Source organism: Candidatus Filomicrobium marinum, assembly GCF_000981545.1.
GTDB lineage: Bacteria > Pseudomonadota > Alphaproteobacteria > Rhizobiales > Hyphomicrobiaceae > Filomicrobium > Filomicrobium insigne.
The window spans coordinates 1768408-1785493 of the sequence record NZ_LN829119.1 but is presented as its reverse complement, the minus strand read 5'-3'; the positions used below and the strand labels follow the sequence as shown (position 1 = coordinate 1785493).

Sequence of the window (17086 nt, the reverse complement as noted above, 5' to 3'; positions counted from 1 at the left end):
CGCTTCCCCCGCAAAAAATCTCAAAACACTATGGGAGAGAGCGGATGGCGACCGGGTTTGCCTTCATGGGTGTGCGCGAAATGGCGGGCCTTTTTGCCCGCAAAGAAGCCTCGCCAATTGAAGTGCTCGATGATGTCATCGGCCGGTTGTCAACGCTCGAACCCAAACTGAATATGTTTGCGTGCCTCGATCTTGAGGGCGCACGCAAACTGGCCCAAGCCTCTGAACAAAGAATGATGCGTGGCGAGCGCATCGGCATACTTGATGGCATCCCGACGTCGATCAAGGACCTGATCGCCATGCAGGGGCTTCCGCTTCGTTCCGGGTCGAAGGCCTCGGCGGATACCCCGGCCGCGCTTGACGCTCCCGTCACAGAGCGCTTGCGCAACGCAGGCGCCGTTCTCTTGGGCAAATCGACAACCAGCGAGTTTGGCTGCAAGGCTGTTGGCGACAGCCCGCTCACAGGGATAACGCGGAATCCCTGGAACCTTGAAATGACCCCCGGCGGTTCGAGTTGCGGGGCGGCTGCGGCCGTTGCCTCCGGTCTACTTCCCTATACGATTGGAACCGATGGCGGAGGATCGTTACGCATCCCTGGCGCGTTATGCGGCCTCGTTGGCTTCAAAGCGCAGTTTGCTCGCATTCCCATTTTTCCGGTTTCCGCAACACCGACGCTGGCGCACGTTGGTCCATTGACGCGGACCTGCGAAGATGCGGCGGCCGTTCTTTCGGTGATTTGCGGATATGATCGCCGTGATCCGTTCACCGTAGCCGGACCGGTGCCTGACTTTGCGCCAGGTCAGCCCGCCGGGCGGCCTCTAAGGATCGCCTGGAGCCCAACGCTCGGTTATGCGCGAGCCGATGCGGAAGTGCTTTCGCTCTGTGAAAAAGCCGCGAAATCTTTTGAAGCTCTCGGTCACCACGTGGATGTTGTCGATCACGTCATGGACGACCCTGGTGATATCTGGACGGCAGAATTCTATGCCGGCGTGGGGACACGCCTGCGTGCAACCGTTGAAACAGCACCCGAATTGATTGATCCGGCCGTTTTGGAAGTTCTCAAAGAGGCGATTTCTCAAGATATGCGGTCCTACTACGACCGCGTGTTCGCACGGTATGCATTCCGTGAAAAGATGCGTGAGTTCTTTGAGGACTACGATCTGCTTCTTTCACCGACGTTGCCGACGGCAGCGTTCCCGGTCGGGTTGAATACGCCGCCGGGGTACGAGGACAGAAGCATCGTTTCGTGGGTGTATTACACTTATCCCTTTAATCTGACGGGACAGCCTGCTGCTTCCATCCCAGCCGGGCTGACGAGTGATGGATTGCCCGTTGGACTCCAGATCGTGGCCGGGGCCCACGACGATGCCCTGCTGTTCGTGGCCGCCTCAGCCTACGAACCGACCTCGGAATTCACCGCCCAAGCGCAATGGCCCACAATTGTATAGCGTGGGAACTTCCGCCTCCGCTTACTCTTCGCGGAACGCCTTTGTGAACTGATCGGTGATGGGTTTCACGATGTAAGATAGGGCCGTGCGGTCTTCTGTCGTGATGAAGACTTCAACTGGCATGCCCGGAAGCAGCGTCTTGTCCCCGAGCTTGGCGAGTTCGTCAGGCAGCACTTCGATGTCTGCCATATAGTTGACCTCACCTGTGGCCGCATCGCGCGTCGTTGCCGGTGACACGCGTGCCACGCGGCCTTCCAATTCAGGTGTCGTGCGCTGATTGAACGTTGAGAAGCGTAGCCTTGCACGCTGCCCTTCCGCAACCTGATCGATGCTTACCGGGGAAACTTTCGCTTCTATCTTGAGTTTGGCGCCTTCCGGCACAATGGTGGCCAAAACTGCAGCCGGAGAAATCACACCACCGATTGTGTGAATGTTCAGTTCGTTGATGGTGCCGGATATCGGCGCGCGAATATCCGTACGCGCCAGGCGATCTTCAATTGCGGTACGACGTTCCTGAAGTTCGGAGATCCTGGTGTTGACCACGCTCAGTTCCCGTTGCGCCTCGGTTCTCGCGTTTTCATCGATGGCCATGATCTGAAGGCGGATTTCTCCAACCCGCGTTTTAGCTCGGGCGATGCCGGCATCAATTTCTCCGCGCTCTCCCAGCAATTTTGTCATTTCACGCTCAATCGTGTAAAGGCGCGGTGCCTCGACAAGACCTTTCTGCAGCAATTTTTTGATCTTTGTGAACTCCACTTCGACCAGTGCAAGTTCATCGCCCTTGGCTTTACGCTGCGCCTCCAGTCCTCTCACCTCTTCACCAATTTGATCGACTTGCAACGCGAGCTGCTGCTTCTGGCTATCCCGATGTGTGCGGTTTCCGGAGAATAAGTGAGTTTCGCCGCGAATAGCACCAGATGCGGTTTCGCTTTCGTGCTCCAAGCCGTCAGGAAAGTCGAGCGTAGCCAAACCATCTCTCTCTGCGCTCAGGCGCGCGCGACGCGCCGCCAGCTCCGCGAGCTGCGATCGAACGATGGAGAGTTCCGCTCGCGTCTGGGCGTCGTCAAGGCGTAGAAGTATTTGGCCAGCTTTAACAAAATCGCCTTCGCGAATAGCGATCTCGCCGACGATGCCGCCATCACGATGCTGAACCGCCTTCAAGTTGCGATCAACATTGACAGAACCTGACGCGATGATCGCGCCTGCAAGTTCGGCTGTCGCAGCCCATCCGCCCAATCCAAGAACGAGCAGCATGCTTAAGGCGGCACCTGTCACCATGCGTGTGCCAACGCGAAAAGCTTGTTCATCATCCAACCTGGACTTGCGCGCCTTGTCTGCTTTGTTGCTCACGGCAATTCCTCTGTGTTCCTATACGCCTTCGACAGTGACAAGCACTTGCAGTTCCGCGATCTCTATGGTCGTTTCCCAGACACCGTCTTTATTGAGATCAGCTTCAATTACTGTGTGGCCCAGTTCTTCGGATCGTTCATCGTGGTAGCGAAGGCGTATGCCGTCATCGTCCACCTCTTCGCCATAAACCTTCTCGAACCGGTCCTCGACTTCATCCAAGACCTCCTTGAACAAGTCATGTTTGGAGATCCGTAAGCGGTCTCCATGCTGGAAGTCAGTAATTTCGAAGGCGATTGTCATCAATGTTGACGGGGTGCTCTCTGGCGCGCTGAATTCGAACACGTCGCTCCCATCTCCGCCGGTCATGACGACACCGTTGTTTCTGCCAACGATGAAGTGATCGTCACCACCACCTGTGCGGAAATGCTCGAAGTTACTGAAGCTGTCGCTGCCGATTTCGGCCCCACTCGCCATACCGGACATGATGTTAATCGTCACCATGTCGGTGGCGCTGGAATAATCCAGCCGGTCGAAACCTTCGCCTCCGTCATAGTGGTCGTCGTCACCGTCGCTTGCCGCTACTAAGATATCATTTCCATCGCCCGCTGCGACGGTGTCGTTGCCGAAGCCATCCATAACGATATCGTTGCCGTCCCCACCATGGATATCGTCATTGCCTGCGTCACCGTCGATCCTATCGTCGCCGGAATCCCCGTGGAGCACATCGTGTCCGGCCTCGCCGAACAAGATGTCATTGTGGGCACCGCCGTACAGTGTGTCGTTTCCGGTTCCGCCGAACAGCCGGTCGTTGCCATCGCCGCCAAAGATCAGGTCATGGCCGTCGTCGCCAAACAACGCGTCGCTGCCGCCTTCGCCGAAGATGCGGTCATTGCCGGCGCCGCCTGAGACATAATCGTCGCCCAAGCCGGCAAATATGATGTCATGGCCGGTTCCTCCGTAGACGACATCATCACCGTCGCCCGCGACGATATGGTCGTTGCCGCTCCCTCCAGTGATTACGTCATTGCCCGCACCAGCGTCGATGATGTCATCGCCGCCCGCGCCATCGATCTCGTTGGCGCACTTCGTACCGAGCAACATGTCGGCATCATCGGTCCCGATGATCGGAGCCTCTTTGACCACCCAGAAATACGCAAATTGCTCAACGGCGAACTGGCCGTCACTGACCGCATACGAGACGATCACCGGACCAAGTTCAAACGTGTCCGTCTCGAACAGCCAGCCGTTCTCAAGAGGCTTCAAGGTTCCTGTTGATACCTGCAGATTCTGAACCGTCAACGGATCGTTGTCTGGATCGACGGCATTGCGCAGGAGGTCGCTGAGGCCGATTGCCAGCGTGGCGCAACTCGCGATATCCATCAGGTAGACCGGACCGCTCAAACGGGGTGCTCTGTTGGCCTGTTGCGACCCACCGTTACCGGCACCAGGACCGCTACCTGTTTCCGTATCGCTACCACCATCAGGTCCAGATGATCCGGGTGTCGAAATGGAGCCGCCCCCGCCACCTCCAATACCACTGCCTCCCGAGGCGGAGATCTTGCCACTCACATTGGGGTTGTCGTTGGCCGCTACCGGTTGGAAAATAATGGTCTTCGGCGAGAACCACTCTAGTTTCGGTGAAGGATCCATAAACTGAAATGCTGGAGACTCAGATAGCGTGAAACTTAATGGACGCGGCAAATCCAGCACCGCCAAGGACGTGCTCGATCCCACCTTCTCGGTGTTTTCTCCGGTGGGCGTGCCTGCGACCTGACCTGTCGTGGTTTGTGAGGTTGCGAGTTCCGTTTCGTCCTGCTCAGGAGGGGTGTCGGCCGGGGGATCTTCCTGCGTCTTACTCGCACTCGGGAAGATTGACTTGAGGTAGAGCCCTACGGCAGCGAGTAGCACCACGACATACGCTGGCGTCTTTGAGTTCTTGTCCATGCTCTTATGGATATAACGCTCGTGAGGATCATTCTCTTGGGGTGATGTCTTCGTACCCTTGATTTCGATCATGCCGGCACCCTTTGCGCTTGCCGCTCTAGCGGCTTTTCGACGGGCTGCGGATCGGTGTTTACGCTGCGTGGAACAAATTTCGCGACAACATCTTCCTTTCGACCGAAGGACGTCACGCGACCATTTTGAACGACAGCCACCAAATCGACGGCGGCCAAGGCACTTGGGCGATGAGCTATCACAATCACAATGCCGCCGCGCTCGCGCACGCTTCGCATCGCCAGGGTGAGTGCCGCCTCGCCTTCGCCGTCCAGATTCGAATTCGGTTCGTCGAGAATCACCAGGAATGGGTTGCCGAACAGCGCGCGCGCGAGCCCGATGCGTTGACGCTGGCCGCCCGATAGCGATGCCCCTTGCGGCCCAAGTTGGGTCTGGTAGCCATCCGGCATCCGCACAATCATCTCATGAACGCCGGCAGCACGCGCTGCTGCGACGATCTCCGAAGGATCGGCATCGGGATTCAGTCGCGAAATGTTTTCACCGATCGTGGCATCCAACAGTGCGACGTCCTGCGGCAGGTATCCGATATGACGCCCCAACGCTTCGTCATCCCACTGGGATAAATCAGCATCGTCGAGCCGAACATTCCCGCGAAGCACAGGCCAAAGTCCGGTGAGCGCCCGGGCCAGCGTCGTCTTGCCGCCACCGCTGGGGCCGATGATGCCGAGTGCGTCTCCGGCTTTGAGCTCTAAGCTAACCTCGCTGAGCAGCACGCGGCCTACCGCTGGCGCCGCCACGGTGACATTTTCGATCTTGAGCGATTTTGTTGGATCCGGCAGAGCCATCCTCGGTGCCGCTCCCGCGAGCGAAACAACCGTCTCTTTCAAACGTCCGAACGCAGCACGCGCCGCGACCACATTCTTCCAGTTTGCGATTGCCAAATCGATCGGAGCCAATGCTCTCGCAGACGCGACAGAAGCCGCAATAATCGCGCCTGCCGTCAGATCTCCATTAATGGTCAAAAGCGCGCCCAGACCGAGGACGGCGGACTGCAGAAGCATCCGCAATACCCGCGATATTGCGCTGAACGTGCCGCTGATGTCGGTGGCCCGCGTTTGCAGTTCGAGATGCTCGTCGTTCGCCTCGTTGAAGCGTGCGACCGCTCGTTTCGCGAAGCCCATAGCCTTCAGGATCTCGGCATTGCGCGCGTTGGAATCGGCTACCGCATTGCGCGCCACGACAGCCTGCTGCGTTGACTTGGTCAAGCGACGGGTGAGGATCTCAGCAAGGATCGTCAGGAGCGCCAAGACTGCAGCTCCACCAATCGTCAGGGCGCCGAGATAGGGATGCAGCATATAAACGAAGACAAGAAATACGGGCATCCAAGGCAGATCGAAGAGGGCTAGTGGTCCCTGACTTCCCAGAAAGCCGCGCACCGTATCAACGTCGCGTCCGCGTTCGAGTGCTTCGGCCGTCGAAAAGCCGAAGCGTGGCATGTCTATTGCCACCTGATGAGCGATCGGAGCGATGTTCTTGTCGAGCCGCGCACCAATCCGAACGAGGATCTGCGAACGGATGATGTCGAACATTCCCTGGAAGAGATAAAGACCGATCGCAACTGCAGATATCGCGACCAGAGTTGGAATGCTGCCGCTCGTCAACGCGCGGTCGTAGATCTGCAGCATGTAGAAAGCGCCGGTCAGGGCCAGGATGTTGATGATCCCGGACATGACGAACAGGAAAACGAGTATGCCGCGAAACCCTTGCGTGAGTTGTTCGGCCTGCTTTCTTTTATTCGCTGACTTCGCAGCCTCGGAGCGCATGGAGAACTATTCCTCGGGTTAACTGCCTATGCGAGAACTCTCCCGCGGGCTGGCTCTCGCCGAGCCCGCGGGCAACAGGCGTTACAGATTGAAGTCGCTCTCGGTGAGGTTCTGCGTTCCCTTTATGCTGATCTTGAAGTCAGAATCGGTGCCGCCGCTGGTGTTGCCTTCCACGACGGTGAATTCCTCACCGTCTCTCGTTTCATAGCTGACCAGCAATTCCCCGCTGGCACCGGTGAATGCACCGGACACGAGGGTGAACGACTGGTTGCCAGCTGAGCCACCATTGGCGTCGATTGCGCTCAGATCAATTTTGTCTCCGGGCTGGAAGCTCATAATCGTGTCGCCGTCGGCGTCACCTCCAGACAAGAAGCGGAACGTATCGGCTCCAGCTCCACCGTCCATCACGTTGGCGGCGCTGCTTGCGGTAATGACGTCGTCACCAGAACCCGTTACGACATTCTCGATGCCCCAGAGCGTATCTTGGCCGCTGTCAGCACTGAACGCGCTGCCGATACCCATGAAGCCACTGCCGAGATCGACGGTCGCGTCGGCCGAGACCGCGCTCATGTCGAGGGTGTCATTACCCGTTCCGCCCGACATCTCGTCACCGTAGTAGGTGTCGTTTCCGTCACCTGCATTTGCGACGATCCGGTCGTCACCAGCTCCCGCGAAAACGGTGTCGTTGCCAGCACCGCCCTGAATGAGGTCGCCGCCTGCACCGCCGAAGATGTGGTCGTTACCATCATCGCCGTAGAGCATATCGGCGCCCTTGCCACCGAAGATGTCATCATCGCCGATGCCGCCGAATATGACGTCCCGCCCGTCTTCGCCGCTCAGGAGGTCGTTGCCGCTATCACCTCTGATAATATCAGCGCCAGCGCCACCCGAGATAACGTCATCACCGCCGAAACCAAGCAGCGTGTCAGCGCCCGACGTACCGGTCAGGACGTCCGTACCCTCGCCACCGATGTGTGCCGTGGGAGCGGGAGTCTGCACGTCGTCGTTATCGTCAACAGTTTCGCTGTCGTCGTCATCACCGCTACCGGTGGTGTCGTCATCATTGTTGTTAGTGTCAGTACCGGTGCCATCACCCGTTCCGGTGTCGGTGCCGTTATCTTCATCATCGACTTCGAAAATGTGCTCCGGCAGGCCGGTCAGCCCCGTGTTGCGCGCGATGATGTCTGAGAACTCCTGACCATCGATGAAGGTCTCGTAGAAGTCGAAGTTGTCGAAACGATCGGTGTAGTAGAAGCGATCGCCCTCCTGCAGACGGTCAAGTTGCTCATGAATCACGACCCAGAAGGTTTGTCCGACGACACCGCCATTGATGTGCTTCTCGGCCAGCCCACCAACCCACACGTCGAGGCGATCTATTCCTTTGACAACCTTGGATCCATTCGCACCATCCAGAAGCTGGATATTCGGGTTGACCTCCTGGAAGGCCGCAACCTCCTCAGGTGACAAAACGAGATCCGGATATGCCTCCTTAAATTGCGCGATGACCACATCGCTCAGTCCGTTTCGGGCCTGGAAGTCTTCCCAGGACGTATACGGCGACAGATCACCTGCGAACCCAACCGCCTCCATGACGTATGGGTTCTGGGACATCATCAGATCCGCTCGGATCTGGTTGAGCGTACCCAGGCCAAGGTCACGGCTGCGTGCGACGTTGAAGGAGAAGAGATCGGCGTTGATGCGCACGAGGTCGTTCCGCACTGCATCGACGATGTTGAAGTCAACTTCTTCAGCGGGCTGTTGAACGATACCGCCCAGAATGGAGTCGACGCCTAACTGTTCGTAACCTGGCTGAGGCACGTAGCCTGGAGGCAATGGTCCGGCAAACACACCGCTTTCATTGCTCGGATTGAGGAACGCATCGAACAGGGCAACCTGCGTAGGTTGGCCGTTCTCATCGATGACCGTCATGGTTTGACCGATGAGTGAGTGGCCGAACCGATACGCTGCGGCAGCAAACTCGTGAGAGATGCCTGCGTCGGCCTGCGGGTTGTACCCGTCGTGTCCGTGCGATCCTGATCCTCGCATACCACCAAGCAGGGTGTCTGCGAATTCGTCAAAGACGACACGCTGATATTCCGCTTCGTTCATCATCTTGGCAGCCTGGAACACTTCTTCCGGCGTGCCTTCAAAGCCATGTGCTTCGAGATTTTCAACGTGGAAGTTGTGGTTACGAGCCCAGATCGTATGCATCGAGGTTAGGGCGAAGTTTTCGTTCGCGCGCCCATCGCCGGCGACGTAGTGATCCAGCAGATTGATGAAGGGGTTCGTGTCCAGCAGCAAGGAGTGGCCACTGCCCATGAAATTGGAGGCGATAGATGAAACGACCATCGGATCGAAGGCACCTTCTGCATTAAGCAGCGTGCCAGTGGCACCGCCTTCCAATGGATAGTCGGTATAGTAATCCCGGAAAGCTATCGATCCGTTCGGCAAGGAGTCCGAATAGAAGATAGTGTTGTTTTCCCAGTGATGCTGGATCAGCTCACGCAGGGTGGGGAGGAGATTGAACTCTGGTGCCGACGGATCTGGTCCTCCTGCGAGCAGGTGGCTACCCAAACCGCCTGAACCGTCGCCCGCGCGCAAGAATTGTCCGACGAGTTCATGTGAGCCATAGGCTTGGTTCTGATCGACGTAAGGCGACGTCTTGTTGATGTGAATTGGCACGCCGTTCTCGTCGAATCCAGCAACCGTGCCTCGCGTGAGGTCGGCCGGGTTGTCCGTGCCTGGTGCGCGCTCGGCGCCGGGGCCGCCAATCTCGATGATCCCATTCCCACCCTTCGGGATGAAGTCGAGGCCGTGATCAAAGTACTGACCGAATGCCATGAAGAAGATGTTGGCATCCTGAGCTTTCGGCAGATTGGCTTCCTGTTCACCCAGGATGTTGCTGATGGAGCGCGGATCGAGGCCATCGAAGATCGGGTTGATCGCGCGATTTCCATCGGCATCGGGATCTCCATAGCGAGCTCCGGTAAGCCGAATGAACGGCTCGTCTGCTGCGCCCCAATCGGGGTTGGCGATGTTGTTGCCATGACCCGATACGGTACGTACGCCAGGAACGGAATCGTCGTCACCAGGAATTTCTAGTCCGTTGACCAGAGCCTTAAGTCCCGCCAGGTCGCTCTCAGTGAGCGTAAAGTTGCCCTGACCCGAACCACCGGGAACGACCTGCGTGATGTTGTCATCCGAGAAGGTGATCGAATTACTGCCATTCGACATCGTCACGGTGCCGTCGCCGTTATCGACGATGTTATAGTCGGATGGATTTGCGCCCGGCGGCAGTTCGATTACATCCTGCGGACGCATCATGCCGAGGATCGTATCGTTCCCGCCGTTCGACTTGAACACAATCCGATGGGCCGAACTTAGGGTCGACATGTCGATTGTGTCATCCCCAGGCGTACCATCAATTGTGATCGTGCTGGTACTCAGGCTCGTTGGAGTAAAGTCTCCGATCGGGATGAACGTGTCGCCGCCGCCAGCTCCCGTGATGTGGATCTCTTCGATGTTGTCGAGTTCGGCGATAATCGATGCGTTATCGGTGCCGTTACGGGTGATGACAATTTCCGTGGCGGCATTAAGCCCGGTCATGCCCGCTGCCAACGCTTCAGCTCGCGAATAGATACGGAAAGTTTCCGCGGTCTGATCGCCGGTGATGTGGACTGTGTCCGTGGCCGCACCACCGTTCACGAAATCCCGGCCCTCGCCGACACGCCAAAGCGTCAGGTCGTCGCCGCCGCCGCCATTGACCGTGTCGTTGCCTGCGCCTCCAACCAGGACGTCCGCACCATTGTTACCATTCAGGGTATCGACACCACCATGTCCCAGCAGGATATCTGAGCCGCCAGTACCGCCCGTGGTCGCGCCACCGTTTGTACCGTTAAACAAGGTGTAGGTCGTGCCTGCGAAACGGAGCTGCTCAATACTGGTCAGCGTGTCCGTGCCTTCCGCACCGACGGTGTCCGTCACGGTGAGCTGGTTGGCACCGTTTAGCGAGAAGGCATAATTTTCAACGCTACCAGAATAGACAGCGACGTCCGTTCCGCCACCGCCGTTGAGCGTATCGTTACCTTCTCCACCATTGAGCGTGTCGTTTCCACCGAGACCGCTCAAAATGTCATCGCCGGCGTTGCCGTTCAACGTATCGGCGCCGCCAAGAGCACCGATATTGAACAACCCGTTCGTTCCGGTTGCGATGTCATCACCCGCCGTTCCGTTGAACGTATTCGCCAGGAAGGGCACAGCGTTCCAATTGTCACCGACGACACCGGTTGGTTCTGAGAAGACTGTTTCGAGCTCGCCTGACCCATCAGTGAAGCTGACGGCCACACGAAGGATATCGCCGACCTGACTTCCAAATCCGAGTACACCTTCATTCGGCGTGAACGACGCGCTGGTCCCTCCGAGCCCAGCAGGGATATCGACCCAGGTCGTGCCATTATCCTCGGAAACCTGCCACTGGAAGGAGAACGGGCCCAGACCATCAGGATCCTGAATGGCGCTAGTGTCCACCGTCAACGTCTGCCCTTCGGTCGGCGTGAGATCGCTGATGACTGGAACACCCGTGGCCGGCTGGCTTACCTGTACGTCCTGATCCCGGAAGCGAAGGATCTCGATGTTGCGCAAGGTATCAACACCGTCGGAAACGATGTTGGTTCCCGTTGCCGGATCGATCTCAGCCGTCACAGTGACGTGGGTGACGGTTATGCTGCCATCGTCGTTGTAGGTGATCGTGTAATTCGCCAAGTCGTCGTTGAAGACGGCGACGTCAACATCACCCTCTTGGCCGCCATCGAGAATTTCACGGACGATGTGCAATTGGTTCGGCCTGATCTCCCGTGCGATGAGCAAATCGAAGAGTGATTTGCCCTGCCAAGCCACGATCGCGAAATCATCCGTAAACGTATGTTTTAGGCTCGTCACCGTGGCGATTTCATTTTCCGCCAAGTTCTCCTGACCGTTGCCCGTGATCCTGATGCGAACGTTCAGCCACTTGTCGCCATCGAGGACGTCGTCGCCGCCGTTGCCTTCAAGAATGTCGCTACCGCCGCCGCCTAAGAGAATGTTGCCGCTGTTGAATGCGATCATCTCTTCGAGTTCTGCCGCAGTCGCGCCAGGCGGTGCTGCGTCGATTAGATTGCCAAGCAGTTCGCGCAATCCATCGATGCGGTTGACACCAGCTTGGGTCAGTTCGTCGTTGAAGAAGACCGCTTCATTCGCCGCTGTCGTGTTGCCTTCGATGCCACCCTCACCATCCGGCAGTGCGGCAACGCGATCATCACCGATCAGCGTGTCATTTCGCTCCCAACCCGACAGCGCTTCAACCTTGTCGAAGCGGTTGCGTAGGATGTCTTGCTGCTCCGTGGTGAAGATCTTGATGCGCATATCGGCGTAGCCGTCGATCTGCGAACCTTGGAAGGTCGACCAGTCGAAGCCGAACATGCCTTCGTTACGCATAACGCTTTCGCCCTGGACCATGATGTCGTCGCCGGATTCAGCGTCGAAATCCTGCTCGTCGGATCCGGCGAACATGACGTCGTGGCCAAGGATGGTCGAGTTAAAGAAGAGCTCCGAGTTGTCGCCAGCGATCGTATCGAAGCCGCCGCCGCCTTCGATCCAGTCATCGCCCTCGTTGCCCAACAGGAAGTCGACGCCATCGCCACCAACGATGAAATCGTCACCTTCACCACCGAACACTTCGGTATCGTCCACGCCGACAAAGAATACGTCCTTGCCGTCGCCACCCATAAGGATGTCCAAACCGTTCGAATTGGCGATTACGTCGTCGCCTTCATCGCCCTTGATAAAGTCTCCGGTATCGCCTTCGTCCGTGATGATGTCGTCACCGGCACCACCCATAATGAGGTCGACGCCCTGGCCACCTTCGATACGGTCATCGCCGCCGTCGCCCCAGATCGCATCGTCACCAAGGTCGCCTATGAGCGTGTCTGCATCATTGGTGCCGCCGAGCACGACGTGCTCGCCGCCAGAGAAGCGCAGATAGTTGCCAGGTGATCCATTTGGATTTTCTCGAACGACTTTGCCGAGACCGAGAGCCTCAAGCACCGGATCGTTTCCGACTGGATCGTCGCCGATCTGCATAGCCTGGTTGACTTCGAGGATGTGGTCATACTTCAGGAATGCATCGATACCGATGTGGTGGGCTACGGTGTCGTCAGCCGTACCTTTGATGCCATCAGGGCCGGGATCTTGAATGAGATCGGTATTGGCCATGATGAGCTTTGAGAATGCATTGTTCTCAAGCTCATTGAGGAAATTCAGGCCTTGGGTACGCGTCAGATAGTAGAAGCGATCGCCGTCCTGCAGGTTTTCTAGCTGTGCTTCGAAGATGGCATTGAACGTCGAACCCAGCATGCCGCCGAACAGCAGAATCCGCTCGGCGAGACCGCCGATCCAGAGATCGATGGTGTTAAGGCCCGTATTCTCGGCGCTGTATGAGCCGGTGCTATTGAGGAACGCTTTCCGATCAGCGTCAAAAGCCGCCTGCTCTGTCGGATCTGTGATTGACTGGTCGCCGAAGACAAGTTTGATCGCCGCGTCGCGGCGGCCCGCAAGACTATCTCCCGCGGAAAGAATGGTGTCATGCGTGCCGTAAGCGGCCAGGAAGTTGACCACCGAGATCGGATTCTTCAAGTTTGCGGCGAACTCTACCCAGCTCTCATATGGCTTGAGGAAGCTAGATCCTGTCGCGGCGAAGAGCTGAGCACGCGCATCGTTAAGTGTGGGAACGCCCGTATCCCTGGCACGTGCAATGTTGATAGCTGCGAGGTCGAGCGGAAGCCCAAGCAAATTGTTGCGGAGTGAACCGACGACAAATTCGTCGATCTCGTTACCGTGGACCAATGTCATGCCGCGAACAATGGCGCCTGCGGCCTCTTCGTGGCTGATGGCACCGTTCTGGTCAAATTCCACGGGATTGAGAAAGGCTTCGATCAAGCCCAGATCAGCTTCGGATTCCCACGTCGTGGGGTCCACCAGCGGCTGGCCGTTCTCATCGACGAAGATGCGCCCGACCGTATCCGTCAGCATGGAGTGGCCGAAGCGGTAAACGGTGTTGGCAAACTCCGCGAAAATGGCTGGGTTGATGTCCGTCACGCTGTTGAATACGAACGGATCAATGGCTGGTTGCACTTTACGGGCGAACTCTTCGAACACGAGATGCTGATACTGCATCTCAGTCGCGAACCGCGCCATTTGGAACAGCCGCTCGCCATCCCAATTGAGGGTTTCAGCATAGGCCGCCAACGCTGCCGGGTCCGTAGGAATCGCGTCAACTTCAGCTGGCGTGAGATCTGTCAGCAGCCACTCGTTAATGAAATCGATGTCACCCGATTCAAGAACTGTCTTCTTGTTGAGCGCTACTTGGCGGTTATGTTCCGAGTGGAATACGTGATGGACTGCGGTCAGAGCAATGTTCTCGTTTCCACGCCCATCGCCGGTGATGAAGTGGCGATCGAGAAGTTCATCATCGTAGGTTCCGGCTGGTTGGGCGTCCGTAGGTCCACTGACATCGGTGTCGCTGTCAGCGACCTTCATGCTATCCGGGATACCATCGCCGTTGCTGTCAAACATTCCGGGCGCTGCGTTGTGCGCGATATCATCGAGGAATGCGTGCGCTGTGCGTACCGGGCCCAGGCCACCGTTCACATCTGCAATGACGACGGGCTGGACGATGCCATTTATGTCAACGGTTGCGCTCGCGACGATGTCGTCTGACGTATTTGGAATGCCGTCTGCGCCAATGCCGACGATAACCTGCGGGAATCCATCTGCGCCGCGAATGAACTCACCGTAGGCGTCCGTACGCAGGAGCGGGACATTCAAGACGTCGATGTCGCTCAGAACGATCCCAAGCTTCTCTAGAGCCTGGGCCTTGACGTCGCCCCACGTGGGGAGCCCGCCATTCTCGCCGTTCAGCAAGCGGCCGGTGGCAACGGGTACTCCGTCGACGATCGCATATTCACGCAAGAAGACCTGATGCGACGCGTGCGAGGTATACGTCTGGTTCTGATCGACAAATGGCGTCGTCGTGTTGACGTGGTTGACCTCCCCGTCGGGTCCTTCGACAGGTTGAGCGCGTGTGAGCGCCATGAAGCGCAAGTGAGTGGGCAAGTCGTCGGCGGTGCCCAACACGCCGTCCGCGCCGAGCACGAGCGGATCGTCTTCGTTTAGGGGAATGAAGACCGTACCGTTGTCGCTCTTCGTGATCAGGTCGAGACCGTGATCAAAAAACTGGCCGAAGAACGTCATCCAGCCGTTGAACGATGCGGAAATACCCTCGTCGGGCGCTATGTTGGGAATCAACGAAAGATCTTCATTCGTGATCTCCCGGTGGGTCGCAGTCTCAACGATGCCGTCCACCGCCGGTACATCCAGAGTACCCGGTGCAGCCGGCTCCTTGCCGTATTTCTCGATAAATGCAGCTGTAGCCAATTCATTGTTGAACCAGGCCACGATGGCAGCCGGGTTGTTGATGCTCATGTCGACGATCAAGTTTGAGATGATCCGGGGATCTGCGTCAGCAACGTTACCCGGTTGCCCGTAATCGGTGTTCGTGACGACTGGCCCGCCCGGAGGACCAAGCGGCATTTGATCACCGTCCTGGTCATCGAGGAAGCTTCCTTCAAGCATGCGCGGCATGACCTGGTCCGCAGCACCCCAAAGTTCGCGTCCTTCAACGAGGTTGTTATAGCTGCCATCGACTGTACGCAGACCGAACGGTGTTTTCGGATCAGGTATCGCGCGCGGCGCGGCGGGGTCGCCAAGATAGACGCCATCTGGCCCGTACAGGGCTGGGTCTGTGATCACGTTGCCGTTCGCGTCGAGACGGATCTCCGTTAGGGCCGCACCATTAGAATGCGCTTCGGCGATCTTGATCTGCTTCAGGATGAATTCCAGATCATGCTGATTCAACGTGACGCCCATCTCGGTCTCCATCGGCAACGGTTGAAGCTGTCGACGATGCCGACAGCAATGCGGTCTGCAGACAGACCTGCGATCATGAGCTCCAGGATGGATGGGAAATCGATGCGCAAGTAGGGGAGAAGGTCGGACTCAATGTTCGGACTTGGGTCCAGTTTGGGGTCCGACCAAAGATCCGACTAGACATTGGACCATCGGGCGGGAACCAATCGGACTAAAGGCTGATGGGTGACCAGACCATCGTCTGAGTTTCTCTATGACAGCGTAGACCTTGCTGCGCCGAACGCCGGCACGCGTGCCGCAATTGAGATCTTAAAACGTCAAGTCGCGCCCGTACTTTGTCATGCGAGAGAATGATGGTTCCCTGCTTCCACCGTAGGCGCACGCAAACCAATAAAGGGAGGCACGGCCTCCCTTTTCATCGAGAAATAAAATTGAATAGTTTTTTGCCGTATTCCGGAATCAATTCCGGTAGGCTGTGGGGCCGTACTTATGCTCTGCAGATAAATTCTGAGCGGCTAATACGACTTCAATTCTGTTGCGAGCATTTAGCTTCTGCATCAGAATTGTCATATAATGCTTTACCGTTTTTTCGCTGATTGCGAGTTGATTTGCTATTTCTTTATTCGTTTTACCACGCAGCAACAAACGGACGATCTGCTCCTCCCGGATGCTCAGCTTGATAGCAGCTGCCGCACGCTTGCGCAGCGACGCATCGCGCAACGCGGATATCACTTGTGTCGCAAACCTTTGCGTGATGTAGGTCTCACCGCCCACGACCGCGACCAGCGCTTTGCATAGCTCTTCAGCTGTGCTTCCTTTGGAAACGAAACCACTCGCACCCAGCTCAAGCGCTCGCAATGCGTACTCGACCCCGACCAATCCCGTAAAAACGACGACTTTTGTATTTGGACATTTCCCGTGGATTTTCGACATCGCTTCATATGCGTTGCCGTCAATATTTAAGTCCAGCACGAGAACGTCCGGTTTATGCACAACGGCGCTATTCACCGCGTCGGCTGCGGAAGTTCCCCTTGCTACAACCTGAAAATCTTGAACTCGAGAAAATGCACTTATAAGGCCATCCATCATAATCGGATGACCGTCGATAAACGCCACAGAAATTTTTGACACCTCAATGCTCCACACATCCGTGTTGGAATTAACATAATACTCACAATGTTGTGAAGCGGCAAACTATCTTTTTAGCGTTTGATTAACCCAGCATCGCTCGTTGATCTCATGCGTTTCTATCTATTGACTTTATTGCCGTCCGGCTCATACGCCGGATAGATTGCTCGATGCGAACGTTCCTTTGCATAATTTTTAAGCTGATCTTCCTTGTGCTGTAGATAAACTTAGACACTCCTTCTTCAACCTCAGATGCGAGCCGGCAATCCCGACCATGGACTGGATTAACGCCGTCGCCGCCGCACTCATTCAACATATTCGATAGGATATATTGATGGACTCATTTGCGCCACGCATGGCGCAACGTGAGGCCTTTTTGCGCATTATTGTTTGACTATCTATATAGCTTAACGGCTATAA

6 protein-coding genes are annotated in these 17086 nt (G+C 56.8%); 1 reads left to right on the top strand and 5 read right to left on the bottom strand.

What is annotated here, in order from left to right; genetic code table 11:
- Positions 1–44: 44 nt before the first annotated feature.
- Positions 45–1448 carry an amidase family protein gene (locus tag YBN1229_RS08410; protein WP_046477971.1) on the top strand — a complete coding sequence of 468 codons (1404 nt, stop codon included), beginning with the start codon at positions 45–47 and terminating at the stop codon, positions 1446–1448.
- A 21-nt stretch (positions 1449–1469) separates the two neighbouring features.
- Here YBN1229_RS08410 and YBN1229_RS08405 read toward each other — a convergent pair whose 3' ends face one another.
- The 5 genes from YBN1229_RS08405 to YBN1229_RS08385 all read right to left on the bottom strand — a co-directional run bounded on the left by YBN1229_RS08405 (position 1470) and on the right by YBN1229_RS08385 (position 16669).
- Positions 1470–2798, bottom strand: coding sequence for an HlyD family type I secretion periplasmic adaptor subunit (locus YBN1229_RS08405; protein WP_046477970.1), 1329 nt, complete (start codon positions 2796–2798; stop codon positions 1470–1472).
- Positions 2799–2816: 18 nt separating this feature from the next.
- Entirely contained in the window at positions 2817–4814 is a 1998-nt protein-coding gene (locus YBN1229_RS08400) for a cadherin-like domain-containing protein (protein ID WP_052743789.1), read from the bottom strand.
- Positions 4811–6577 (bottom strand): type I secretion system permease/ATPase, encoded by a 1767-nt coding sequence (locus YBN1229_RS08395; RefSeq protein ID WP_046477969.1) that lies wholly within the window; start codon positions 6575–6577, stop codon positions 4811–4813. The genes YBN1229_RS08400 and YBN1229_RS08395 overlap by 4 nt, the downstream gene beginning before the upstream one ends.
- 81 nt (positions 6578–6658) lie before the next feature.
- Entirely contained in the window at positions 6659–15538 is an 8880-nt protein-coding gene (locus tag YBN1229_RS08390) for a peroxidase family protein (protein ID WP_046477968.1), read from the bottom strand.
- Between the two features lie 459 nt (positions 15539–15997).
- Positions 15998–16669, bottom strand: a complete 672-nt coding sequence (locus YBN1229_RS08385) for a LuxR C-terminal-related transcriptional regulator (RefSeq protein ID WP_076605300.1) — start codon at positions 16667–16669, stop codon at positions 15998–16000.
- Between the last annotated feature and the right edge of the window lie 417 nt (positions 16670–17086).